At 65.5% G+C, this 25,348-nt stretch carries 18 protein-coding genes and 1 tRNA gene; 4 read left to right on the top strand and 15 right to left on the bottom strand.

The features are described 5' to 3' along the window. Nucleotides 1–49 precede the first annotated feature (49 nt). The 4 genes from CYJ22_RS05625 to glpA form a co-directional block, all read right to left on the bottom strand. Nucleotides 50–805, bottom strand: a complete 756-nt coding sequence (locus tag CYJ22_RS05625; RefSeq protein ID WP_101601691.1) for an SDR family oxidoreductase — start codon at nucleotides 803–805, stop codon at nucleotides 50–52. A 63-nt stretch (nucleotides 806–868) separates the two neighbouring features. Beyond that, the gene (locus tag CYJ22_RS05620) at nucleotides 869–2,152 is read right to left on the bottom strand and encodes an anaerobic glycerol-3-phosphate dehydrogenase subunit C (RefSeq protein ID WP_007589857.1); all 1,284 of its coding nucleotides are present in this window, start codon (nucleotides 2,150–2,152) and stop codon (nucleotides 869–871) included. Beyond that, on the bottom strand, nucleotides 2,149–3,399 hold the full coding sequence (gene glpB / locus CYJ22_RS05615) for a glycerol-3-phosphate dehydrogenase subunit GlpB (RefSeq protein WP_101601689.1): 1,251 nt from the start codon (nucleotides 3,397–3,399) through the stop codon (nucleotides 2,149–2,151). The genes CYJ22_RS05620 and glpB overlap by 4 nt, the downstream gene beginning before the upstream one ends. After that, nucleotides 3,396–4,982, bottom strand: coding sequence for an anaerobic glycerol-3-phosphate dehydrogenase subunit GlpA (gene glpA, locus CYJ22_RS05610; protein WP_101601687.1), 1,587 nt, complete (start codon nucleotides 4,980–4,982; stop codon nucleotides 3,396–3,398). Before glpA ends, glpB begins: the two co-directional genes overlap by 4 nt. Nucleotides 4,983–5,248: 266 nt before the next feature. On the opposite strand from glpA, the gene CYJ22_RS05605 reads away from it, so the two are divergent. After that, nucleotides 5,249–7,270, top strand: coding sequence for a M13 family metallopeptidase (locus CYJ22_RS05605; protein ID WP_101601685.1), 2,022 nt, complete (start codon nucleotides 5,249–5,251; stop codon nucleotides 7,268–7,270). 115 nt (nucleotides 7,271–7,385) lie between these two features. Beyond that, nucleotides 7,386–9,950, top strand: coding sequence for an aminopeptidase N (gene pepN / locus CYJ22_RS05600; RefSeq protein ID WP_101601683.1), 2,565 nt, complete (start codon nucleotides 7,386–7,388; stop codon nucleotides 9,948–9,950). 361 nt (nucleotides 9,951–10,311) lie between these two features. Here pepN and CYJ22_RS05595 read toward each other — a convergent pair whose 3' ends face one another. From CYJ22_RS05595 to CYJ22_RS05545, 11 genes are all read right to left on the bottom strand, one after another. Continuing rightward, entirely contained in the window at nucleotides 10,312–12,297 is a 1,986-nt protein-coding gene (locus CYJ22_RS05595; RefSeq protein WP_101601681.1) for a CAP domain-containing protein, read from the bottom strand. Nucleotides 12,298–12,563: 266 nt separating this feature from the next. Then, a tRNA-Ala gene (locus tag CYJ22_RS05590) sits at nucleotides 12,564–12,636 on the bottom strand. A 136-nt stretch (nucleotides 12,637–12,772) separates the two neighbouring features. Beyond that, nucleotides 12,773–13,507 (bottom strand): histidine phosphatase family protein, encoded by a 735-nt coding sequence (locus CYJ22_RS05585; RefSeq protein ID WP_101601678.1) that lies wholly within the window; start codon nucleotides 13,505–13,507, stop codon nucleotides 12,773–12,775. After that, nucleotides 13,504–13,929 (bottom strand): ribosome silencing factor, encoded by a 426-nt coding sequence (gene rsfS, locus CYJ22_RS05580; RefSeq protein WP_007588685.1) that lies wholly within the window; start codon nucleotides 13,927–13,929, stop codon nucleotides 13,504–13,506. Before rsfS ends, CYJ22_RS05585 begins: the two co-directional genes overlap by 4 nt. 13 nt (nucleotides 13,930–13,942) lie before the next feature. Further along, nucleotides 13,943–14,653 (bottom strand): nicotinate-nucleotide adenylyltransferase, encoded by a 711-nt coding sequence (nadD, locus tag CYJ22_RS05575; RefSeq protein ID WP_101601676.1) that lies wholly within the window; start codon nucleotides 14,651–14,653, stop codon nucleotides 13,943–13,945. Further along, nucleotides 14,650–15,930, bottom strand: coding sequence for a glutamate-5-semialdehyde dehydrogenase (locus CYJ22_RS05570; RefSeq protein ID WP_007588687.1), 1,281 nt, complete (start codon nucleotides 15,928–15,930; stop codon nucleotides 14,650–14,652). The genes nadD and CYJ22_RS05570 overlap by 4 nt, the downstream gene beginning before the upstream one ends. 37 nt (nucleotides 15,931–15,967) lie before the next feature. Then, nucleotides 15,968–17,095 carry a glutamate 5-kinase gene (gene proB / locus CYJ22_RS05565; RefSeq protein WP_101601674.1) on the bottom strand — a complete coding sequence of 376 codons (1,128 nt, stop codon included), beginning with the start codon at nucleotides 17,093–17,095 and terminating at the stop codon, nucleotides 15,968–15,970. Then, nucleotides 17,092–18,615 carry a GTPase ObgE gene (gene obgE, locus CYJ22_RS05560; protein ID WP_007588672.1) on the bottom strand — a complete coding sequence of 508 codons (1,524 nt, stop codon included), beginning with the start codon at nucleotides 18,613–18,615 and terminating at the stop codon, nucleotides 17,092–17,094. Before obgE ends, proB begins: the two co-directional genes overlap by 4 nt. Before the next feature lie 75 nt (nucleotides 18,616–18,690). After that, a complete protein-coding gene (gene rpmA, locus CYJ22_RS05555; RefSeq protein WP_003792637.1) occupies nucleotides 18,691–18,948 on the bottom strand; it encodes a 50S ribosomal protein L27 in 258 nt (85 codons plus the stop codon). 34 nt (nucleotides 18,949–18,982) lie between these two features. After that, on the bottom strand, nucleotides 18,983–19,303 hold the full coding sequence (rplU, locus tag CYJ22_RS05550; RefSeq protein WP_003796298.1) for a 50S ribosomal protein L21: 321 nt from the start codon (nucleotides 19,301–19,303) through the stop codon (nucleotides 18,983–18,985). A gap of 219 nt (nucleotides 19,304–19,522) precedes the next feature. Continuing rightward, complete coding sequence (locus CYJ22_RS05545; protein ID WP_101601671.1) at nucleotides 19,523–22,297, bottom strand: Rne/Rng family ribonuclease; 2,775 nt, start codon at nucleotides 22,295–22,297, stop codon at nucleotides 19,523–19,525. Nucleotides 22,298–22,660: 363 nt separating this feature from the next. Here CYJ22_RS05545 and CYJ22_RS05540 point away from each other — a divergent pair, with 363 nt between their 5' ends. Then, nucleotides 22,661–24,208 carry a cytochrome ubiquinol oxidase subunit I gene (locus CYJ22_RS05540; RefSeq protein WP_101601669.1) on the top strand — a complete coding sequence of 516 codons (1,548 nt, stop codon included), beginning with the start codon at nucleotides 22,661–22,663 and terminating at the stop codon, nucleotides 24,206–24,208. Between the two features lie 14 nt (nucleotides 24,209–24,222). Next, nucleotides 24,223–25,344 carry a cytochrome d ubiquinol oxidase subunit II gene (gene cydB / locus CYJ22_RS05535; RefSeq protein ID WP_101601668.1) on the top strand — a complete coding sequence of 374 codons (1,122 nt, stop codon included), beginning with the start codon at nucleotides 24,223–24,225 and terminating at the stop codon, nucleotides 25,342–25,344. Nucleotides 25,345–25,348 lie beyond the last annotated feature (4 nt).

The raw sequence follows: 25,348 nt of genomic DNA, 5'->3' as shown, positions 1-25,348 counted from the left end.
GCGCGAGCGGCCCCGGCCTCGTTCCATGTATGCAACCTGGGAGCCTGCCCTACTCTGCGGTGGTATTCCGAGCCACGAGGGTGTTCGTTGCCTGCGCAACCGGGCGCACGATCATCGAGTCGATGTTGACGTGGGAGGGGCGCTCCAGGGTCCACACGATCGCCTCGGCGACATCTTCGGCGACGAGAGGGGCGGCGACGCCCTCGTAGACGCGGTCGGCGGCCTCCTGGGAGCCGAGCCGGTTAAGCGAAAATTCCTCGGTGCGCACCATGCCGGGTGCAATCTCGATGACGCGCACTGGCTCGCCCACCAGCTCCTGACGCAGCGTGTTCGCGATGATGCGTTCGGCGTGCTTGGCGGCGACATACCCGCCGCCACCCGGGTAGGTGTCGTGGGCCGCGGTCGAGGTGAGGAAGACGAGGTCTCCCCCGCGCTCGCGCATTCCCGGCAGGAAGGCGCGCGAGCAATGCAGGGCGGTGAGCACGTTGCGATCGAACATCGCGCTCCACCGGGCGGGATCACCCTCGGCAACACGGTCCACGCCGATGGCTCCGCCAGCATTGTTAACGACCGCATCCACGGGGCCACCCTCGAGGACGCGGGCCGCCATCTCCTCCACCTGCGCCTCATCCGTCAGGTCGACAGCCCAGTACTCGCAGCCAATCTCGGCGGCGAGGGCCTCCAGGCGTTCGCGGCGCCTGGCCACGGCGACAACCCTCCACCCCCTCTGCGCCAACACGCGGGCGGTGGCCTGCCCGATTCCGGTGGAGGCTCCAGTGACGACGACGCGGCGAGAATTGCTCATAGGACAACAGTAATATCCCCGGGTACGCACCGTCGTGCACACCCGGGGATACTCGCTGGTGTCTCAGCCGTTGGGCAGGCCGTAGGCCTTGTGGATCAGCCAGATCGGGTGGACGACGTTCGCGCCCGTGGCCGTGCGCAGCTGCCAGCGGCACGTCTCCGTGTCGCAGGCGGCCAGCTCGGCGTTGACCTGCTTGATGAAGTCGAAGACGGGGGCGCCCACGGCCTGGGCGATCGCGTACTTCTCCTTCTTCATGCCGTAGGTGCCCGCGATGCCGCAGCAGGGCTGCTCGGAATCCTTGACGGTCACGCCGGGGATGAGGCTCATGAGCTCGATCGCCGGCTTGCCCAGGCCCTGGGACTTGACCTGACAGGGGGCGTGGTATGGGATGGTCACGTCGATGCGCTGGAAGTTCGTATCCAGTTCACCCTTGTCGTACAGGTGCAAAAGGAACTCGCTGATGTCCCAGGTACGGCTACCCACGTCACGCAGCTCCGGGGTGTCCATCTCGAGGATCTCGTGAGCCTCGTGGCGCAGCATGCCGCCGCACGAGCCGGACGCGGAGATGATCGGGGCGTTGCGGTTGACGCTGCGCAGGTCGTTGGTCAGCTTGGAGACGTACTTGCGCGCGTCGTCGTACAGGCCGTTGGACTGCAGGGCCAGGCCGCAGCAGCCGTGCTTGGGGACCAGGACCTCATAGCCCAGGTGCTCGAGGACCATGACCGAGTGGATCGAGGTCTCGACCTCGAAGTACTGGCCGGCGCATCCGTGGAAGAAGATCACCTGGCCGCGCGTACCAGAGTTCGGCAGGGGCGTGTGCTTCTTGAACCAGGATTCGAAGGTACGCCCGTAGGCGCGCGGCATGGGGGCGGAGCGATGCACACCAATGATTGCCTCCATCACCATGCGAATGGGCTTCACGTCGAGCGCCCAGTTCGCGATGGGGGCGACCGGGGTCATCATCGTGCCAATCAGCGAGGTGCGCCCAATGAGGCGGTCGCGCATGGGGATGCCGTGGGCTTCCTTCATGGCGGTGCGGCGGTGGTGGATGATCTCGGTGACCTTTACGCCCTGGGGGCACACGAGCGAGCAGGTGCCGCACGAGGAGCAGTAGTCGATGGACTTGTCCACCATCTGCCCGTCCTTGCGGAAGCGCTCGGCCTGCGGGCCGGAGTACTTGGGGCCGGCGAACAGGTCGGTGACGCGCATGACCGGGCACTGGGTCTCGCAGATCGTGCACTTGACGCACGAGTCGAGGCTCGCGCGCAGCGCGGCGTCACCACTCAGGGCGAAGACGTCCTCTTCCTCCACCCCCGGGCCCATCAGCGTTGACATTTCCAGGGTCATTTCAGTTCCTCCACGATCGAGTCGACGGCCGCGAGCGCGCTGGCCAGCGCGATTCCTTCGCCGCTCTTTTCGCGCCAGCGGGTGGCGCCGGCCAGGTTGCCTCCGGCCGCGTACAGGTTCGGGCACACGGGCGTGCCTTCCTCGTCCAGGACGCGCATGTTGTCGTCGACGGCGAGGCCGGACAGGAAGAGGGGCTGGTCTTCGCCCCAGAAGTCGGCGTGCAGGAGCTGTCCGGAGGCGCCCATGACGGGCAGCCCGCAGATGGTTTCGCGCACAGTGCCGTAGGAGTCCATGTCCAGGGCACCGGATTCGAAGCCGCCGGCGGCGAGGATCAGGGATCGGGTTTCCACGATGGTGGAGCGTCCCGCGCTGGCGTATTCGACTGCGCTGACTCGTCCGTCTGCCGTGTGCACGGCCTTGATCGGGGATCCGAGGATGACGCGGCACTTGTCGGAGGCGATGCGGGTGAGCAGGGCGTTCAGGCGCATGCCGGGCACCGACGGGGGTTGGATCGGGATCTCGAAGACGGGGTGACCAAGCTTATCCGCCAGGTCGCGCCAGGCATTCGCGTCGTCGAGGCCGAGGACGGCGGGCAGGCCGACGATCTCTCCGTCTTCGAGGAGCGGGCGGATCTGGCCTGCCAGGCGCGCTCGGTTGTCCTCGTGGTCGAGGCTGCGCGCGTGGTTGGTGCCGGTCGAGTCGACCTCACCCTCGCGCACGACATAGTCGACGGACAGGGCGCGCGCCTTGATGGGGGCGCCGTCGGGGCCGTTCTGGCGCGTCAGGTTCTCAGCGACGAGGCCGGGGTAGAAGTCCTTGAATCGCGTCAGTCCCACGATGGCGTAGCGCGCGCCCGCCTGTGGGATGCCGGCCTCCATGGAGGGCGGGATCAGGCAGGTGGGGCGCAGCGCGCCAACGCCGGTGGGGATGCGCACGTTGCGGGTCTCGTCGCCGATGAGCACATCGGAACCGACCAGGTCTCGCAGCCACGCGACGGATGCGCCGACGAAGTCGGGGGTGACGTGGCTGTAGGGGTGTGTGGGGCGGGATGCCACGTGGCCTTCGAGAGCCTCCAGGGGTGCCTCGACCGGCTCGGGGCGGTAGCCGAGGATGTCGACCGTCCCCGTGCCGAGCTGAATGCCGCCGACACCCTTCGTGACGAGGGTGACGCTCAGTCCGGAGTCAGCTGCCTTGATTGCGGCGGCCAGGCCTGCCAGGCCAGCGCCGATAACGACGACGTCTCTCATCGAACAACCTCCTCGCTGGGTGCGGGCAGGTGCTCGACGTCGAGCGTGCCCTCGTGGATCCAGGCATCCAGTGCGGCCTGCCTGGCTTGCTTGCCGAATATGATGGGCCACAATCCGATCCAGCGGTTCTTCAGGAAGAGACGCAGGAGGGAGTTGGCGCGCATCGAGTCGATGTCGCCGCGCTCGTGGGCGATGCCCGCGGCGCGCTGGGAGCAGAAACCGCCCTGGCAGGGTCCCATGCCCAGGCGCATCTGGCGGCGAACGTCATCGAGCTGGCCCTTGGGCAGGGTGTCCATGACGTTTTCGAGCATGGCGCGCGTGGCCATCTCGCACTCGCAGATGATCTGCTCGTGGGAGGGGGATTCGTTACGCGATTCGACATTGTCGAGGCGGTGGCCGATCGTGTAGAGGCGCTCTTCCTTGGCGGGCGGGACGGCCTCGTCGGCGGTCTTGCAGGCGCGCTTCTCGCCCATCTCCTCGCACATGATGTCCACGATGCGCTCGGCCATGAGACGGTAGGTGGTGAGCTTGCCGCCCGCGATGGTGAGCATGCCGTAGACGCCGTCGCGCGTGTTGTGGTCGATGATGCTCATGCCGCGCGCCATGTGGCGGGTGTCGGTCGCGGACACCCGCGAGTCCTTAACAAGGGGGCGCGCGCCAGCCCAGGCATGCACGGCACGGGACTTGCGGAAGCCGGGGATCATGGCCTCGCCGGAGTCGAGCATCTGCTGGACCTGGTCGGCGGGGATGGAGAGATGATCCGGGTCGTCGGCCTTGAGGTCAGTCGTGCCGATGATACACACGGTGTGGTCGGGCACGAGGATGTCACCGTCGGCGGGCCACACGCAGCGGTTAATGACCGAATGGCTCAGGCGGTGGTTCATGGCGATCATGATGCCGGCGCCGGGAACGACATCGACGCCGTGGCAGTCGGCCATGGCAGCGATCTGTCCGGCCCAGGGGCCGCCGCAGTTCAGGACGAAGCCGCACTCGATGCGCACGTCCTCGCCCCCGCGCTCATCGTGGACGATGACGGCGCTGATGCGCTCGCCCTCGCGTTCAATCGAGGTGACGCGGTGGTAGGTCAGGACCTGTGCCCCGTAAGCCTGCGCGGAGCGGATCGCTCCCCAGGTCATCTGCCAGCCATCGACCGTGCCATCCTGGACCTCGAAGGCGCGCTTGATGCGCGGGTCCAGACGAGGTTCGCGGCGCAGCGCCTCGGCGATGGAGATTTCGGCGGCGGGCACCTTTGCAGCCGCTGCGCGGGCCAGGAACTGATCCGCATACTCCTCATCATCCTGGGCGGTCACAACGAAGAGGCCGCCGGTGGCCTCGACCGCGTTAGCGTTGATGCGCTGGACGATCTCGTTTTCTTCGGCGCACTCGGTAGCCGACTCGGGATCGGATGCGATGTAGCGGCCGCCCGAGTGGAGCAGGCCGTGGAAGCGACCGGAGGTTCCCTGAGCGATATCCGCCCGGTCGACGAGGACGGCTGAGAAGCCGCGCATGGCGACGTCGCGGACGACGCCGGCACCGGTGGATCCGCCACCGATGACGCACACGTCAGTGCGAAGTGTCTTCACCGTTAAAAATCCCTTCACCTCTTGATGAGGAAGTGCCTCATTGCTCCCTCCATGATGCCCTTTCCCCACCCATTTGCACGAATGTACACAAGACTCTGCACATATGTGCACGATGAGTGTGAGTCACACTCACATTCGCACTCAACCGCACAATTCCTGCCAAAAATAACGAATAACATCCCATGAACATTACGTAAATATGGGTGGATGTTGCCCGGGGACCACTCACCTCACCCCATCCCCGTTTTTCCCCCTAGAGTTAAGGCATGACGAACACACTGTTGGCCCGAGTCCTCGACACCGCGTACACCGATTCAGCGGTGCGCCCCCAGGATGACTTCTACCGCCATGTCAACGGCACTTGGCTGGCGACGCACACGATCCCCGCGGACCGCCCCATGGACGGGGCCTTCCACACGCTGCGCGACGCCTCGGAAAAGTACGCGCGCGTCATCGCCCAGGATGCCGCCAATGGCACTCTCGATGATCCGGACGCACAGCGCATCGCCACCCTGTGGACTCAATTCCTCGACCGGGACACCATCGAAGAAGCAGGAGCCATTCCCCTGCGCCCCGACCTCGACGCGATCAACGCCTGCGCGTCCCACGAGGAACTCGCCCGCGAGATGGGTCGGCTCATGCGCGAGGGCATCGGGGGCCTCGTCGGCGCATACGTGGGCACCGACCCGCACGACTCGTCGCGCTACATGATTTCCCTCGTCCAGTCCGGTATCGGCCTACCCGACGAGGCCTACTACCGCGAGGAGGACTACGCACCGATCCGCGAGGCCTACGTTGCACACACCGCCCGCCTCCTCGGCCTCGCCGGGATGCCCGACTCCGAGGGCGCAGCGAAGCGCATCATGGAACTGGAAACCGCGATCGCCTCGCACCACCGCGACTCCGTGAGCAACCGTGATCCTCTGCTGTCCGACAATCCCACGCCGTGGGAACAGCTGGCCACGCAGGCTCCCGGATTCGACTGGGACGCATGGGCGCAGGGCGCGCGCATGCCCGTCGCCGGCCTCGTCGTGAACGTCGACCAGCCCGACTTCCTCTCGGCCGCCGCCGCCCTGTGGGCCAACACCGACCTGTCCGTGCTCAAGGAGTGGCTGAGCGCCTCGGCGATCGATTGCCACGCCTCCCTCCTGTCGAGCGATTTCGTGAACGAGAACTTCGACTTCCATGGCCGCACCCTGTCCGGCACGGAAGAGCTGCGCCCGCGATGGAAGCGCGCCCTGGGCCTCATCGAGGCCTACCTGGGCGAGGCCATGGGCCGCGCGTGGGTGGCCCGCCACTTCCCGCCCAACGCCAAGGAAGCGATGGACGCCCTGGTGCGCCGACTCCTCGACGCCTACGGCGAGTCGATCCAAGGCTTGGACTGGATGAGCGAAGACACCAAGGTGAAGGCGCTGGACAAGCTCGCGACCTTCAACCCCAAGATCGGCTACCCCGTCAAGTGGCGCGACTACTCGACGCTGCACCTGGACCCCGAGGCCACCATCGTCGAGAACGTGCGCGCCGCCAACGCCCACGCCACCGACCGCGAGTGGGCCAAGCTCGGCCGCCCGGTGGACCGCGACGAGTGGTACATGACCCCCCAGACGGTCAACGCCTACTACAACCCGACCCAGAACGAGATCGTCTTCCCCGCCGCGATTCTTCAGCCTCCGTTCTTCGACACAGAGGCCGACGACGCGGTGAACTTCGGCGCGATCGGCGCGGTCATCGGTCACGAGATCGGGCACGGCTTCGACGACCAGGGATCACGCTACGACGGGGAGGGAAACCTGTCGAACTGGTGGACGGACGAGGACCGCGCCGCCTTCGAGGAGCGCACACACGCCCTCATCGAGCAGTACGACGCACTCACCCCGGCCATCCTCCTTGAGCAGGGCGAAGAGTCGGAGGAGGGCGGAGAACGCACGCTCCCCCACGTCAACGGTGCGCTCACGATCGGCGAGAACATCGGTGACCTCGGTGGCCTGACCATCGCGTGGAAGGCTTGGGCCGCCTCGCTCGCCGAGCAGGGGCTGACCCCGAGCACCGCTCCCGTCATTGACGGAATCTCGGGTCCGCAGCGCTTCTTCTACTCGTGGGCCCGCGCCTGGCGCACGGCCACGCGCCCCCAGTTCGCGCGCCAGATGCTGGCCATCGACCCTCACTCCCCCGCGGAGTTCCGTTGCAACCAGGTACTGCGCAACCTTGACACTTTCGCCGAGGCGTTCGACGTCACCCCCAGCGACAAGATGTGGCTGGAGCCCTCCCAGCGCGTCACCATCTGGTGAAAGCGTGTCCCAGCCGACAAAATGCGGCGCGCCCCGCGCAATCACACCCAACACATGACAACATAGGAATGTTGAGCGCAACAGCGCTCCCATTCCATCGACGGAAAGGCAACCCATGCCAGGCCTGAACCTGACTCGCGAGGAAGCGACCGAGCGCGCCTCGATCATTTCCTCTGTGACCCGCTATGAGATCTCCCTGGACCTCACGCGCGGAGACACCGACTTCGGTTCATTCACCCGCATCGAGTTCGACGCGCGCGAAGGTGCTTCCACGTTCGCTGACCTCGTGTCCAACAACGTCCACTCGATCACGCTGAACGGCAATGCTCTGGACCCCTTCTCGGCCCACCAGGACAATCGCATCGCGCTGGAGAACCTTGCCGAGCACAACGTCCTCGAAGTTGAGGCGTCCTGCCAGTACATGCACACGGGCGAAGGCCTGCACCGCTTCGTCGACCCCGCCGACGGCCAGGCCTACACATACTCCCAGTTCGAGGTTCCCGATGCCCGTCGCGTCTACACGACCTTCGAGCAGCCCGACCTGAAGTCCACCTTCACCCTGACGGTCAAGGCCCCCAAGGGCTGGAAGGTCTTCTCTAACGCGCCGACCCCCGCCCCCGAGGAAGAGGGCGAGGCCTGGGTCTACCGCTTCGCGACCACCGAGGTCATGTCGACCTACATCACCGCGATCGTCGCTGGCCCCTACGAGGGCACGACGGCCACGCTGACTTCCTCCGACAGACGCACGATCGACCTGGGTGTCTACGCACGCGCCTCGATCGTCGAGCACCTGGACGCTGACGAGATCATCGAGATCACCCGTCAGGGCTTCGAGTTCTTCGAGGGCGCCTACGGCATCCCCTACCCCTTCACCAAGTACGACCAGATCTTCGTGCCCGAGTACAACGCGGGCGCGATGGAGAACGCCGGCTGCGTGACCTTCCGTGACGCCTACGTCTTCCGCACGCGTCCCACCGAGGCTCAGATGGAGGCTCGAGCCAACACGATCCTGCACGAGCTGGCGCACATGTGGTTCGGCGACCTGGTCACCATGAAGTGGTGGAACGACCTGTGGCTCAACGAGTCCTTCGCCGAGTTCATGAGCCACCTGGCTCTGGCCGAGGCCACCAAGTACACCGAAGGCTGGACGGGCTTCATGGTCCGCAAGGACTGGGGCCTCAAGCAGGATCAGCTGCCCACCACCCACCCGATTACGGCCGAGATCCGCGACCTGGCCGACGTCGAGGTCAACTTCGACGGCATCACCTATGCCAAGGGCGCCTCCGTGCTGCGTCAGCTCGTCTCCTACGTGGGACGCGACGCCTTCTTCGCGGGGCTGCACGAGTACCTGACGAAGCACTCCTACGCCAACGCCACGCTGGACGACCTGCTCTCCGAGCTGGCCGCCGCCTCGGGCCGCGACCTGGCCTCGTGGTCGAAGGTGTGGCTGGAGGAAGCCGGCGTCACCCTCCTGCGTCCGGTCATCACGACCGCCGAGGACGGCACGATCGAGCGTCTCGAAATCACTCAGGAAGCCTTCTCCGATGGCGCCTCCCTGCGCCCGCACCGCATGGGCGTGGCCGGCTACTCGCTGACGGAAGAGGGCACGCTGGCCCAGGTCTTCCGCGAGGAGCTCGACATTGACGGCGCTTCCACGGTGATCGAGGCCGCCGCGGGCATCGCTCGCCCAGACTTCATCCTCGTCAACGACGGAGACCTCGGCTACGCCAAGGTCCGCCTCGACGAGCAGTCCCTGGCCTTCGCGATCACCAACATCACCAAGTTCACGGATTCGCTGACCCGCGGCGTCGTCATGGCCTCCGCGTGGGACATGACCCGCGACGGCGAGATGCCGGCACGCGACTACCTGAACCTGGCCCTGCGCGCCGTTCCCGTCGAGGACAACATGAGCCTCCTGACGCTCACCCTGCGTCACATCGACGAGGCCGTGCGCACCTTCGTGGCACCGAAGTACCGCGCCGACGCCGCAGAGGACACGGGCCGTCGCCTGCTCCTCCTGGCTCGCACTGCCGCCTCCGGCTCCGACGCGCAGCGCATGCTCGTCGCCGCCGCGGCCCGCAACGCGACCAGCCCCGAGCAGTTCGAGGCCATCCGCGCCCTCTACGACGGCACCCAGACCCTGGACGGCCTGGATCTCGACGTCGACCTCAAGTGGGACCTGCTGATCGCCCTGGTGCGCGGAGGCGCCGCCACCGAGGAGGACATCGCAGCCCTGGAGGCTACTGACGACACGATGACCGGCCACCAGAACGCGGCCGCCGCTCGTGCGGCCCGCGAGGGCGAGTGGATCAAGGCCGACGTGTGGGACAAGGTCCTCACCGACACCTCGATCCCCAACGACACCCGCTGGGCAATGATCTCGGGCTTCTGGGCGCAGGCGCGCACCAACCCGTCGGCATACGCCCGCTACGTGGGCGAGTACTTCGAGGCCCTGGCGGGCATCTGGGAGACCTTCACCTTCCACACCGCCGAGGATCTCACGACGCTGCTCTTCCCGAACGCGCTGGCGGGCTACGCCCCCGAGGTCGACGTGGTCGCCTCCGGCAAGGCCTGGATCGAGGCTCACTCGGATGCCTCCGCCGGCACGATCCGCATCATCCGCGAGCTCATCGACGTGTGTGAGCGCCAGATCGCCAACCAGGCGGTGGACGCGGACTGATCCGTTCCTCGTAGACGCCAGGGGGCGTGGCCATGTGGCCACGCCCCCTTCGCTTGCTCCCCCGACAACACGCTGGAACAGAATGGCCAGCAGCCAACAGGGAGCTTCAACCTGTTGGGGAGGATTCAACCCGATCAGAAGGGGTTCAATCTTCCTGATCGGGTGTACCGCCACTGAGCAACAGGCCACCATGCAGGCAATCCTCATGCCCGCCCGAAAAACCGCCCGGTCCACTCCCCCAGTAAACGATCATGCTTCAGACACAGATCCACAGGTACGAAAAGCCTCCCGTTTCTTGGAGATCTCCAAGAAACGGGAGGCAGTTCAATGAAGGATGAAGCCGAGGCTGAAGAGCGTTGCGTCAGCGCTTGGCTCGACGCGATGCGACGACCGCACCGATACCGGCAACGAGGACGGCGACCGCACCAACGCCAACCCACACGCCCGAGGCACCGGTGGCAGCCAGCGTGTCACGACGCGTCTCGGCCGGGGTCGAGGCCGGAGCATCAGGATGCGCGGGACCAGAAGCAGCCGGCGTCACCGGAACCTGAACAGAGGGAACCTGGGTAGCAGGATCCTGGGTCACAGGGTTCTGCGGGGCAGGAGCCTGGGTGGCAGGATCCTGCGGGGCGGGAGCATCAGCTCCGGGGGCAGGCGTCTGCCCGCCATCAACGGAGGGATTCGAAGGCGCGGGAGCCGGAGTGCTCGGGTTCTGCGGGGCCGGAACCTGGGTCACAGGGTTCTGCGGGGCCGGAACCTGGGTCACAGGGTTCTGCGGGGCGGGAGCCTGGGTGGCGGGGTCCTGCGGGGTGGGAGCCTGGGTGGCCGGATCCTGCGGGGCGGGAGCCTGGGTGGCCGGATCCTGCGGGGCCGGAGCCTCGATACCGGGGGCAGGCGTCTGCCCGCCCTCACCGATCGACGGGTTTACAGGGCGATCCGAGGCATCGACGGACAGCGTCGTGCAGCGCGTCAGAGCCTCGCGATACTCAGCGGCGGTCAGGTAACGGCCCGCCTGGCCGCCAGCCTTCAGAGTCACGCCACCATCCTTTTCAGGACGGACGGAGGTCTGGGCGGCGATGGAGTCAGCGACGCGATCAAGCTCCGCATCAATGTCGGCGAGGCTCACTGACGGCTTCTCATCAGCCATGGAAGCGAGGTAGGCGTCGAGCGCACCCTGGGCCTCGTTCACGGAGGCCTGAGCGTCGATTACCGCCTGCTGCTTATCGGCATCAGCGGTGGTCTCAGCGGGAGCGGGCGTCGAAGTCGAGGGAGCAGCAGATCCAGCCTTGGCAGGAAGGCTCGACACGTCGACAGGGAGGGCGACACCGGGAAGCGAGCCCACCTTGTTCTGCCAGGAGTGGGCACGCTGCGCATCGCCGCCACCAGCCAGACCGGAGACGTAGTTCGTGTTGTCAGCATTGAAAGCGCCACCGTTGAAACCGTAGGCGGAGGCGGTGTCGCCCGTGGTGTGGAAGCGGGAGACGTTAGGCGAGCCGCCGGTGATCGCATAGAACTTCTGCGTGCCGTAGATGCGGGTGAACTGTCCGTGCTTGGCAATGTGCACGCCCACGCCCACGACATTGTTCTGAGCGAGCATGTTCTTGTCATGGCCCGAGGAGTTCTTCCACTGATCGAAGAGTGCGTCCGCAGCCTGCATCGGGTTCTTGGTGGTGCCGTAGGCGCCCCACTTGTCCCCGAAGTTCTCACGGTGATTGTAGGCAATGTTCTCGCCCGCGTAGGACGTATCACCACCGTCGAGCTTGCCCGCACCGAAGTACTTATAGTCGGGGTCATGATTGAAATTGTCCGTGTCGGACATATGCTGGCTCCACGCGCGCGCATCCGTGGTCACAGTGTCAGAAACAACCAGCTCAGGCAGGCCAGCGTTCGCACGGTAAGCATTCATCTTCTGAACGATGAGCGCTTCAATGATGCGCGCCTGGGTGGCATCGTCGACCTGAGACCAGTCAACCCAGTCGAGGCCGCGATCGGTCGTGGCCGACGTTGCGGCAGCGGCATCGCCAGCCGAGGGAGTGGACTGGAGCGCCGCCTGCTGAGCGGCCTCGAGGGCCGCCTGAGCATCAGCCAGAGCTGCACGAAGCTCAGCCTCGCGCGCAGGATCGGCGGCGGAAACAGAGGAGCTGCCTGCCGCTGCAGCAGCGTAGCTGGCAAGCAGAGGGTTATATTCCGCGGTAATGCGGCCTTCCGCACCGGACAGAGAGTTGCAGAACGCATCCTCGGACGTCGCCGTCCCCTCAGCGAGGGTGGGGATAACAACGAGGGATGCTGCTATTGTCGTGGCGGCGAGAACCACCGAGGTATGGGTGCGAGTGAGCTGGAACGACATTGGCAACCGGCCTATCACTATGAGACAAATACAGATAAATCTTTCCATGCGGTACGCTGTTTTTCAAGGTTTTTTGAGTAAATCATTACAGGCAAATACACCATTTTGCAACGCTTTTTAGGTTTGACAGATTTTGAACATCCCACATGCCGATACCAAAACGTTATATTTCAGATAAAACAACTGACCAAGCTGCAACCACAAGCACGACCACTGCTCAAGCAATAAAAAAATCGACATCCGAAACCGGATGTCGAAATTTTCTGTGGAGCTAGGGGGATTCGAACCCCCGACCTCTTCCATGCCATGGAAGCGCGCTACCAACTGCGCCATAGCCCCGTTATTTAGTTCGTCGCCCTGGCGACCTGATAAATAATAGCGAACACTCGGACAATTGCGCAAATCCAATGCAGTGCCCCTCGTCACAACTGATAAAAACCTTGGTAATCTGCGGCAACGAGGGGCCCGAGCGTCGTCATGCTCCGAGGATGTCCTCACGCGAGCCAATATTGTGCGAGGCAAGCCTCCACCCGGTCACAGCTGCGCTCTTGGAGGTCGACATCCCTACGGGCACGAGTTCCGACCAGTGGCAGTTGTCCACGCCTCGCAGTCCGTTGAAGACCGCCGGATCCAGGCCCAGCAGCGACACGATGCCACGCGCGATCGCGGAGCCGTGCGAGACCACGATCAGCGACTGATCATCGCGGCACACCCGCGCGGCCTCCAAGACAGCATCGCGCACGCGCGCACCCACCACCTCGGAGCGTTCCACCTCGGCGAGGTCACACTCCCCCTGCGCGCGGTACTGGGCATAGGCCTCGGGCTGCTCGCTGGCGATCTCCTCGTAGGTCTTACCCTCGAAGCTTCCGTAATAGCGCTCCGTGAGCCGTTCATCGAGCTCCGGCCCTTCGCAGGGGTAGCCCGCGATATCGAACACACGGGCGACGATTGTCGCGGTATCGACCGCACGCCCCAGGGGCGAGCTCACGATACGCACTCCCCCGTCGTCGTAGCTGCGCCCATCTTCGGCGGCAATCATGCCAACCTCGGCGCTCGGCTCGCACAGGCGGCTCACCAGCACACCGGCGGCGCCCGCTGCCTGGGATCGTCCGGCCTCGTTCAGGGGCTTATCGATGCGCCCTTGGAAGCGCCGCGCCAGGTTGAAGTCCGTCTGCCCGTGGCGCATCAGGACGATTCGCGAAGCACTCACTGCGCGGCCTCCGCACCGTGTGCAGCCGCACGCTCCGCGGCAGCGGCACGAGCCTCGTCAGTGTCAACGTCGATCGGCACGGCCGGGCAGTCGCCCCACAGGCGCTCGAGAGCGTAGTACTCGCGCTCGTCCTCGGACAGGACATGGACGAGCAGATCCGAGTAGTCCAGGAGCACCCACGTGCCCTCCGCACGCCCCTCGATGTGGGCGGGGCGGCGCTGATGCTCGGCCCAGATACGATCCATGATGTCCTCGGCGATGGCGCGCACCTGACGGTCCGTCGGCGCCGAAACAACCACGAAGGCATCCGCCAGGGCGAGCTTGCTGGTCACGTCGACAAGCACCGGGTTGATGCCGCCGCGGTCGTGCGCGGCGCGAGCAACCAGGCTCGCCAGTTCTGCGGTAGCGTCGGGAAGGCTCACGTTTCTCCTTGGGTTAGGACCGGTACAGGCCGTATTTGTTGATGTATTGGACGACGCCGTCGGGCACCAGGTACCACACCGGCTTTCCCTCTTCGACGCGCGTACGGCAGTCCGTCGACGAGATCGCCATGGCGGGGACCTCCAGCAGCGACACGGACTCGTGCGGCAGGCCGGGATCCGACAGGTTGTGCCCGGGGCGCGTCACGCCGATGAAGTGCGCCTGCTCAAAGAGCTTATCGGCGTCCTTCCACTGCGCGATCTGCGCCAGTGCATCGGCACCCGTGATGAAGTAGAAATCCGAGTCCGGGTATTCGCGAGACAGGTCCGCCAGCGTATCGATCGTGTAGGTCGTTCCACCGCGGTCAATATCGACGCGCGACACGGCGAAACGCGGATTCGATGCGGTAGCGATAACCGTCATCAGGTAGCGATGCTCGGCCGAGGTCACGCGTCGACCCGCCTTGAAGGGCTGCATCGCGGCCGGAACGAACACGACCTGGTCAAGGCCGAAGACGTCCATGACCTCCGAGGCCGCAACGAGGTGACCGTGGTGGATCGGATCAAAGGTGCCGCCCATGATGCCGATCGCGCGGCGCCGACGCAGCGCGCGCGGGGGATGCTGGGGCGAGGCCGGGGCTGCGGTGGCCCCTGCTGTGGCCTCGGTGGTCTTTTCGATCGAGGCCTCGTCGGAGGCCTGCGCCGTGTGGTTATCCTGCGCGCTCACGGGCGGATCGTTCCTTCTCCCTCGTAGATCCACGTGGTCGTGGTCAACTCGGTCAGGCCCATGGGTCCGCGCGCGTGCAGCTTCTGGGTCGAGATACCAACCTCGGCGCCCAGGCCCAGCTGTCCGCCGTCCGTAAAGCGCGTCGACGCGTTCACAGCAATCGCAGCCGCGTCAACGCCCGAACGGAACGCACGCACGGCGGCGACGTCGGAGGCAACGATTCCCTCGGTGTGGCCCGAGGAATAGCGACGGATGTGCTCAATCGCCTCGTCAACATCGGTGACGACGCGCACCGCCAGGTCCATCGACAGGTATTCGGTCTCCCAGTCGACCTCGGTGGCGTCAACAATCATGTCCGCGTCAATCGACGGCTGGCCATCGACGATGGCCCGTGTGGCCTCGTCAGCGTGAATCGTCACGCCCGCAGTCGTTAGGCGAGTAACGGCAGCGACGAGGAAACGCTGAGCGATGTCGGCGTGAACCAGGAGTGTCTCCGCCGCGTTGCACACGCCCACGCGCTGCGTCTTGGCGTTCATGATGATGGCCTCGGCTGCCTCCAGGTCGGCGGAGGCATCCACGTACACGTGGCAGTTCCCGGTGCCGGTCTCGATGACCGGAACACGCGACTCCTCGACGACAGCGTTAATGAGCCCCGCTCCCCCTCGCGGAATCAGCGCGTCAATCGCACCGCGTGCACGCATCATCGCACGCGCGCCCGCGCGGCCCCACGGATCCACAGTGGTAATCGCATCAGCAGGCAAGCCAACAGAGGTCAGCGCATCGCGACAGACCTCAATGAGAACGCGATTCGAGGACTGCGCGGCGCTTCCGCCGCGCAGCACGACCGCGTTGCCGGCCTTAATCGCCAGTGTCGCGGCATCAATCGTCACGTTCGGACGGGCCTCGTAAATGATGCCAATGACGCCCAGAGGCACTCGCTCCTGCGTGACGCGCAGGCCGATGTCGGTGCGCATTCCGCGAACGACCTGACCGATCGGGTCGGGCAGACCCGCGATCTCGCGGACGGCCTCGGCGATTCCACGAATACGACCGGAGGTCAGAGCGAGGCGATCCAGCAGGCCCTCGCTCATCTGCTCCGCGCGACCGCGGGCGACATCTTCAGCATTAGCGGCCAGGATCTGGTCACTGCGCTCCACCAGCGCAGCGGCAATCGCCTCAAGACCGCGATTCTTCGCCTGCGTGGTCGCATTCGCGAGAGCGCGAGCAGCCGTGCGGGCGGCATCCGTCACCTGGGAAATATCTGCAGCAGTATTCACGTGGCCATGATGACACACGTCAGCACCTCAAGCCGCGTCAGTCAGCGCTCAGCGCAGAAAATACGTCGCCCAACACCGCCAGGTCATCGCGGTGAATCGCGGGCCTGGGATGCTCGTGTCCGGCTGCTGCCAGCTCGGCAGTACCCGAACCGGCAATCTCGGCCAGCGTGTCGGAGTCGTATCCAGAGACTCCACGAGCGACAAGACCCGTCGGCGAGGCAACATCCACGACATCGCCCGCCTCGAAGTGACCGAGCACCGAGCGCACGCCGGCCACCAGCAAAGACTTCTTGCCGACCGTGATCGCGTGCGCAGCACCCTCGTCAACGATGATCTCGCCGCGTGACGGTGCCACGTGGGCAATCCACAGGCGGCGCGAGGCCGGACGCTCCTGGGAAGGCTCGAACCACGTGCCAACCTTCTTGCCCGCGAGCACCGACTCCAGAGCATCGGCGCAGGCGAGCTGCACGCCGATGCCGCTGGTGGTCGCCAGCATCGCGGCCTGCACCTTCGTTGCCATGCCGCCCGTGCCCACGCGCGAGCCCGCACCCGTCACGAGCACGCTCATGAGGTCGTCCGCGCTCTCGACACGTTCGATCAGCTTCGAGCCCGGGTGGTCCGGAGGAGCCGTGTAGAGGCCGTCGACGTCCGTCAGCAGCACGAGGGCGTCGGCCTTGATCATCTGGGCAATGAGCGCGGCAAGACGATCGTTATCGCCAAAACGCAGCTCGCGGGTGGTCACCGCGTCATTTTCGTTGAGAATCGGGACAACACCGAGCCCGAGGAGTCGCGTCAGCGACGCGCGCACGTTCGTGTAGTGGTCGCGGCGCATGACATCGTCGGTCGTCAGCAGCACCTGAGCGGCATCCAGGTGGTGCGCCTGGAAGGCGGCTGTCCACCGTGCCATCAGGAGCCCCTGCCCCATCGCGGCGGCGGCCTGCACACTCGGCAGGTCCTTCGGCTTGGAGGTAAAGCCGAGCGGATCAAGGCCCGCCGCGACCGCGCCCGACGACACGATGACGACCTCGCGGTCCGCCCCGCGCCAACGCGCCACGAGGCGCGCGACCGAGTCGATACGATTCAGATCCAGGCCGCCGTCCTCGCGCGTGAGCGACGACGAGCCGATCTTAACGACGATGCGAGAAGCCGCGGACACTCCGCTCATGACTGATCCGACGCGTCGGTCCAGTGCCCGGCCTGGCGCTCCGTCCATAGCTCGTCACGGGCAGCGGTCTTGGCATCCATGACCTGGTGGTACACCTCGCGGCGCTCCTTACGGCTCGGACGCGCGTTCTGATCCAGGCGCAGGTCGGTGCCGCGCGAACCCAGCAGCTCCGGTCCGGTTGTGAGGGTCGGCTCCCAATCGAAGACGACGCCTCCGTCCAGGTCGCCGATCACGACGGTGTCGCCGGCGACCGCGCCGGCCTTCATCAGCTCGTCCTCGACGCCCGCGGCGTTCAGGCGATCCGCAAGGTAGCCCACGGCCTCGTCATTCGCGAAGTCGGTCTGACGCACCCAGCGCTCCGGCTTGTCGCCGCGCACCTGGAAGACCTCTTCGCCATCCTTACGGGTCTTGCGCACCGTGATCTCCACGCTACGCCCGACGGCCTTCGGACGGATGACGGGGCGGGCGGCCTCGAGGGCGGGACGCTTCGCGCGTTCCTCCTCAACGATCGCGGCCAGAGCAAAGGACAGCTCCTTGAGGCCCTCGTGGGACACGGCGGACACCTCGAGGACGGGCCAGCCGAAAGACTCCAGGTCCGGGCGCGTAATCTCGGCGAGATCACGCCCGTCCGGGATGTCGATCTTGTTCAAAACGATGACGCGGGGGCGCTCCATGATCGGCACGTAGCCCTCGACCTGCGTCAGGTCACCCTGGTAAGCCTCCAGCTCTGCCTCGATGATGCGCAGGTCCTCAACCGGCTCACGATCGGTCTCGAAGGCGGCGGTGTCGAGCACGTGCACGATGACGGCGCAACGCTCAATGTGGCGCAGGAAGTCGAGGCCGAGGCCTCGGCCCTGAGAGGCACCGGGGATCAGGCCGGGGACGTCGGCTACCGTGTAGCGCGTATCGCCGGCCGACACCACGCCCAGGTTCGGGACCAGCGTCGTGAAGGGGTAGTCGGCAATCTTCGGGCGCGCCGAGCTCAGGGCCGCAATCAGCGATGACTTACCCGCCGACGGGAAGCCGACGAGAGCCACGTCCGCAACGGACTTCAGCTCAAGGATGACGTCGCGCTCCTCGCCGGGCTCGCCCAGCAGGGCGAAGCCGGGGGCCTTACGAGCCTTCGATGCCAGCGCAGCGTTGCCCAGGCCGCCGCGGCCGCCCTCGGCGACCACGTAGCGGGCACCCGCACCCGTCAGGTCGGCGAGCAGCTCGCCCGACATAGACTTGACGACCGTGCCCTCGGGAACCGGCAAGATGATGTCTGCGCCGGTCTTTCCCTGGCGGAAGTCACCCATGCCGGGCGTACCGTTATCCGCACGGCGGTGCGGGCTGCGGTGGTAGTTCAGCAGCGTGGTCTCCTGCTCGCTCACCTCTAGGATGACCGAGCCGCCATTACCGCCGTCACCGCCGTCAGGGCCGGCCAGCGGCTTAAACTTTTCACGCTTAATCGAGGCAACGCCGTTACCGCCGTTGCCACCCATCGCGTGCAGAGTCACGCGATCCACGAAGTCTGCCACTATTGCTCCTGACGACTGAAAATGAATGTTGAAAAGGGCGCCCGGCAACGCCGGACGCCCTTTATGCGCGCGGTCTCAGGCAGAGACCGGCGAAACGCTGACGACCTTGCGATCGCGCTTGCGGCCGAACTCAACCGCACCGGCGCGCAGGGCGAACAGGGTGTCATCCTTGCCACGGCCAACGCCGTCGCCAGGGTGGAAGTGGGTGCCGCGCTGACGAACGAGGATCTCACCAGCGTTGACCAGCTGGCCGCCGTAGCGCTTCACGCCGAGGCGCTGCGCGTTCGAGTCGCGACCGTTACGGGAGGAACCAAGGCCCTTCTTATGTGCCATCAGTTGCTACTTTCTGCTCGTGGGAACGTCGGGTTCAGGCGATCTCGGTGATCTTGACGACCGACATCTTCTGACGGTGTCCCTGGCGCTTGCGGTAGCCCGACTTGTTCTTGTACTTAATGATGGAAATCTTGGGGCCCTTGGCCGAGTCAACAACCTCAGCCTTGACGGAAACCTTGCCCAGCTTGGCTGCGTCAACGGTGATGGCGTCGCCATCCACCAGCATCAGCGGCTGGAGCTCGATGCTCGAACCGATTTCTTCTGCCAGCTTGTCGACGACGACGACGTCACCGACGGACACCTTTTCCTGCCGGCCGCCAGCCTTGACGATCGCGTAGACCACGTTGGAGCTCATCTCTTCTCGTATTCGTAACCGGAATCGCGCCTCGAAACTGCCGAGGACTTGTCTCATTGTCATGATTCCGTTGGCGCTTGTTGCGCCGACGATCAAATTTAGCCGATTCGCACGCCGGATTGCAAGCCGGCACGGTCACGGGTGGGTGTGAAGTGCTGTGCGATTCCACACCCTGCGCTCGGGGGAGGGATGATCGCCCCTCCCCCGGCGCCTGGAGCATTAACCGGCGTCAACGATGCCGGTCGATACGGCGCGACGACGACGCTTGACGCGCGGCTGATCGCTCGCCTCGGGAAGCGCAATGTCATCAGTCGACTTGGTCGGCACCGCCGGGGCGCTCACCTCAGCGCGCGCGGGCAAGTCGATGACGACGGGGGCGGGAGCCGCGTCGGGCTCGACAATGCCGGTCGAGACGGCGGCACGGCGCTTGCGAGTCTTGCGCGGCGCGGCGGGCGCCTGGGCGGGAGCCTCCTCCACGGCCGGAGCGTTCAGCGGCGCGGTGGCGGGAGCCTCGTCTGCCTGCACCTCGGGAACAGCCGTCTGCGCGGTGGCGCGGCGACGGGTCTTCTTCGGTGCGGGCGCCTCGGCCGGCTCCTCGGACGAGGCCGTGGCAGCCGTGCGGGATGCGCGGCGACGGGTGGCCGGAGCCTTCTCGCGATGCTCGGGCAGCTGAATCTCGGAGGCATCCTTGGCGGGGGCCGCAGGCTCGTCCGAGTGATCGACCGGCTCGGGCAGGTCGATGTGTACGGGCAGTTCGGGCAGCGGAGCAGACTCGGCGACGCGGCGGCGACGACGAGGACGCTTGGTCACGCCTTCCTCAGCGGGGGCCTCGGGCGCTTCAACCTGCTCGACGGCCGAGGCCTCGGGTTCCTTCACCTCGGTCGACACAGCGCGCGTCCGACGCTTCTTCGTGGGAGTAGGCTCCTCAGCCGCACTCTCCTCTTCCTTACGAGTCGACGCAGCGGCGATGGCGCTCAGGGCTTCCTTGGCGCGCTCATGGTCGGCATTGTCCTCGATACGACGAGGCTCGGCCTTCTTCTGCTGCTTCTTCGACCCCTTCGCACCCTTCGAAGACTGCTCAGCTCCGGAGGTCTCCACCGGATGCTGATGGACGATGAAGCCGCGACCCTCGCAGGCCTCACACGGGGAGGAGAAGGCCTCGACCAGGCCCTCACCCACGCGCTTACGGGTCATCTGCACGAGGCCCAGAGACGTAATCTCGGTAACCTGGTGGCGCGTACGGTCACGTCCCAGGCATTCCACCAGGCGCCGCAGCACGAGGTCACGGTTGGATTCGAGGACCATGTCCACGAAGTCAATGATGACGATGCCACCAATGTCGCGCAGGCGCAGCTGACGGACGATCTCTTCGGCAGCTTCGAGGTTATTACGGGTCACCGTCTCCTCGAGCGTGCCGCCGGCGCCGATGAACTTGCCGGTATTGACGTCGATAACGGTCATTGCCTCGGTGCGATCGATGATCAGGGTGCCGCCCGAGGGCAGCCACACCTTACGGTCCATGCCCTTGGCGAGCTGCTCGTCGATGCGGTGCGCGTGGAAAACATCCTCCGTGCCCACCCACTGTTCGACGCGATCGGAGAGCTCGGGGCTCAGCTCATCCACGTATTCCTTGACGGTCGCGTAGGTGTCGCGACCCTCGATGACGAGCTTCGAGAAGTCCTCGTTGAAGATGTCGCGCACGACGCGCACGGCCAGCTCAGGCTCCCCGCGCAGCAGCGTCGGGGCGCTCTTCGTGTTGGTGCGCTTCTTCTCGATATCCTCCCACTGACGGGTCAGGCGAGCGACATCATCGCGGATCTGCTCCTCCGTCGCGCCTTCCGCCGCAGTACGAACGATGACACCCGAACCCGACGGCACGACGGCCTTGAGGATCTTCTTCAGGCGAGCGCGCTCCTTGTCCGGGAGCTTGCGGGAAATACCCATCATGGATCCGCCGGGGATCAAGACCAGGTAACGGCCAGCCAGGGTAATCTGCGACGTCAGACGCGCACCCTTGTGTCCAATCGGATCCTTCGTCACCTGAACGAGGACGGGGTCACCGGACTTGAGAGCGGCCTCGATACGACGAGGCTTGCCCTCCATACCGACGGCGTCCCAATTGACCTCACCGGCGTACAGGACGGCGTTGCGGCCACGACCCACGTCGACGAACGCCGCTTCCATCGAAGGAAGGACGTTTTGGACGCGGCCCAGGTAGATATTGCCGACCATCGAGGACTGCGTACGGCGCGCGACGTAGTGCTCGACGAGCAGGCCGTCTTCGAGGATCGCGATCTGGTCGAGGCCGTCCTGGTCGCGGATGACCATCGTGCGCTCGACCGACTCGCGGCGCGCGAGGAACTCAGACTCGGAGATCGTGTGACGGCGACGTCCCTCACGCCGTCCTTCGCGGCGGCGCATCTTCTTTGCCTCGAGGCGCGTGGAGCCCTTCAGGGCCTGCACCTGGTCGGCGGGGTCTCCCCCCTCATCCGAGGACGAGGAGGACGAACGGGCGCGACGACGGCGACGACGACGGGTAGAGGACTCCTCGTCATCCGAGGAGTCCGATTCGTCGGCGGAAGCGCTCTCCTTGTTTGCGCCATCCTCAGCGGGGGTCGAGGCTTCCTCCGCTTTCTTGGAGCGACGGCGGCGACGGGTCTTAGGCTCGGCGGGAGCTTCCTCAGCCTGTTCCTCGGCGGCGGGCACCTCAGAGATATCCGCAGCCTCAGCCTCGTCCGCAGCCTTCTTGGAGCGACGGCGACGCTTGGGAGCCGCTTCCTCTCGAGGAGCATCTTCTTCTACGGTGGCAGACTTGCGACGACGCTTGGGTTCAGGCTGGTCCTCAACGATAGCCGCAGGGGCAACCTCGGGGGCAGCCTGGAAAACGGGGGCCTGGAACAGCAGCGAGGCGGCGGGCGCCACGGGGGTCGATTCGGTTGTCACGATTCTCCAATGGTGGGCGCGCACCCCGTGCCTGGACGCACCCTTTTTCATCGCCCGCAAGGGGCGGAAACCTAGTGGAGCGCAGTTGCGCAGCTGCCGGCGGCTCATGAAGACGTCATCGCTCGGCTCTCGTCACGGGGGCACTCCCGTGACATCCATTCACCCCCTATTGTCGCACAACACAACGATCCATCGACGACAGGGTGATCAGAACAACGCGAGACCAGCAAAAATCTATTGGATAAACCCGTAAAAAATAATCGGACACATATGTCACAAAAGCGCCTCAGAACCGGCATTTCAACCACTGAGCATCTCACTTTTGGGCTACATTAATACCAACCCGTGACATAGGTCCCACGGACTTTGGACACGGGACAATCGACCCCAATCCCAACACGAGAAGGTCCCATCATGACCCTCGCGCAGACAGCGCTTGACGCGGTCACCGTCGGACGATGGCAGTTCGGTGTTACCACCGTCTACCACTTCGTCCTCGTGCCGCTGACGATCGGCCTGTCCCTGCTGGTTGCCATCATGCAGACCGCGTGGCACCGCACCGGCAAGGAATACTGGCTGCAAGCAACCCGCTTCTTTGGCAAGCTCCTCCTCATCAACTTCGCGCTCGGTGTCGCCACCGGTATCGTGCAGGAGTTCCAGTTCGGCATGAACTGGTCCGAATACTCCCGTTTCGTCGGTGACATCTTCGGCGCTCCCCTGGCCGTTGAGGCCCTCCTCGCCTTCTTCCTCGAGTCCACCTTCCTGGGCCTGTGGATCTTCGGCTGGGGCCGCCTCTCCAAGGGCATGCACCTGCTGACGATCTGGTGTGTCGCCCTGGGCACCATGTTCTCCGCGGCCTGGATCCTCGCGGCCAACGCGTGGATGCAGCACCCCGTGGGCGCTCGCTTCAACCCCGAGACCGGCCGCGCCGAGCTCGACGGCGTCAGCGGCTTCATGGAGCTCATCACCTCCGGCGTGTACCTGAGCGAATACGCACACGTCATCACCTCCGCCTGGCTGGTCGCCGGCTCCTTCGTTGCCGGCATCTCCATCTGGTGGATGGTGCGCACCGCCCGCGAGGGTTCCGACGAGGCCATGGCTCAGTCGCGTGACATCTGGCGCCCGATCGCCCGCTTCGGCCTGACCGCCGTCCTCATCGGCGGCCTCGGCACCGCCGCCTCCGGCCACATTCAGGGCCAGGAGATGGTCGAGGTTCAGCCCATGAAGATGGCCGCTGCCGAAGGCATCTGTGTGGACACCGAGGGCGCGGCCTTCACGATCGCCCAGTTCGGCTCCTGCCCCCTCGGTGACGACGGCGCACAGCCCACGCAGTTCATCAAGGTTCCCGGCGTTGCCTCCTTCATGTCGCACAACTCCTTCACCGCCACCTCTGAGGGTGTCGCGGACGTTCAGGAGCGCATGGTGGAACTGCTCAACTCCGATCCGAACTTCACCGCCAAGTACGGCGACGCCTCGCAGTACGACTTCCGTCCTCCGCAGATGGTCGCCTTCTGGTCGTTCCGCTTCATGATCGGCCTGGGCATGCTGGCCTTCCTGCTGGCGGCATGGGGCCTGTGGGCCACCCGCGGCGGTCGTACCTCGTCCAACAAGTGGCTGAGCGTCCTCGCCCTGGTCAACCTCCCCCTGCCCTTCGCAGCCGCTTCCTTCGGCTGGATCTTCACCGAGATGGGTCGTCAGCCGTGGGTTGTCGTCCCGAACCTGCAGGCCCTGTCGATGGGCTCTGACCTCGGCTCCGTCAACATGATGACCGACATGGGCATCTCCCCCAACGTTCCCGCTGGCCAGATGCTCACCTCGCTCATCCTGTTCACCCTGCTGTACGGCGTCCTCGGCGTCATGTGGTACATCCTCATGAAGCGCTACGCCGTCGAGGGCATCCACTCGACCAAGGCCGACAAGGCCGAGGACGAGGCTCCGACCGACCTGTCCTTCGGCTACTGAGAGGAACACCGATCATGACTCTGTCTATCCTGTGGTTCGTTCTCATCGCCGTTCTGTGGACGGTCTACCTGATTCTCGAGGGCTTCGACTTCGGTGTCGGCATGCTCCTCCCCTTCGTCGCCAAGGGCGACCGTGAGCGCACCCAGACCGTGCGCACGATCGGCCCCCACTGGGACGGTAACGAGGTCTGGCTGCTCACCGCCGGTGGCGCCACCTTCGCTGCGTTCCCCGAGTGGTACGCGACCATGTTCTCGGGCATGTACCTCGCCCTCTTCCTGATTCTCGTCTGCCTGATCATCCGCGTCATGGCCCTCGAGTGGCGTTCCAAGGTCGCCACCGAACAGTGGCGTCACGCGTGGGACTGGGCGCACACGATCAGCGCGTGGCTCGTTCCGATCCTGCTCGGCGTTGCCTTCGCTAACTTCGTGCAGGGCATGAAGATCGAGGTCGTCGACGTTGCTACCGGCACCGTCATCGACCCGACTCTGGTGGATCAGTCCCTCGCGGGCGCGACCCACCAGCTGACCGGCGGTTTCTTCTCGCTGCTGACCCCCTACACGATCCTGGGTGGCCTGGCTGTCATGGCCGTGTGCCTGGCTCACGGCGCTCAGTTCCTGGCGCTCAAGACGACGGGCGAGGTGCGCGACCGCGCCAACGCGATTGCCGCTCCTGCGACGATCGCCGCGACCGTCCTGGCCGCCGCGTGGCTGATCTGGGGCCAGTTCGTCTACACGACGAACGTTCTGGCGTGGATCCCGCTCGTGGTCGCCGCGCTCGCAATCATCGCCTCGACCGCTCTGTCTCAGGCGTCGCTGCGTCGTGAGGGCTGGTCCTTCGTGGCCTCCTCCGTCGCAATCGCCGGCGCTGTCGCGTGGGTCTTCTCCTCGATGGCCCCCGCCGTCCAGAAGTCCTCGATCAACCCGGCGTACTCGCTGACGATTGATCAGGCCTCGTCGACGACCTCCACGCTGACCGTCATGACGATCGTCACGGTCTGCCTGCTGCCGATCGTCCTGGTCTACGTCTTCTGGTCCTACTGGATGTTCCGCGCTCGCGTGGGTGCCGAGGACGTCAAGACGCAGACGGGTCTGCTCCTCAAGAAGGTTCGCGTCGGCGAAAACTTCCTCGCTGGCTGACCTC

Origin of the sequence: Schaalia odontolytica (genome assembly GCF_002847525.1) — a bacterium.
Taxonomy (GTDB): Bacteria; Actinomycetota; Actinomycetes; order Actinomycetales; family Actinomycetaceae; genus Pauljensenia; species Pauljensenia odontolytica_B.
The sequence above is the reverse complement of the archived record's forward strand: the minus strand, read 5'-3'. Positions and strand labels throughout refer to the sequence as shown.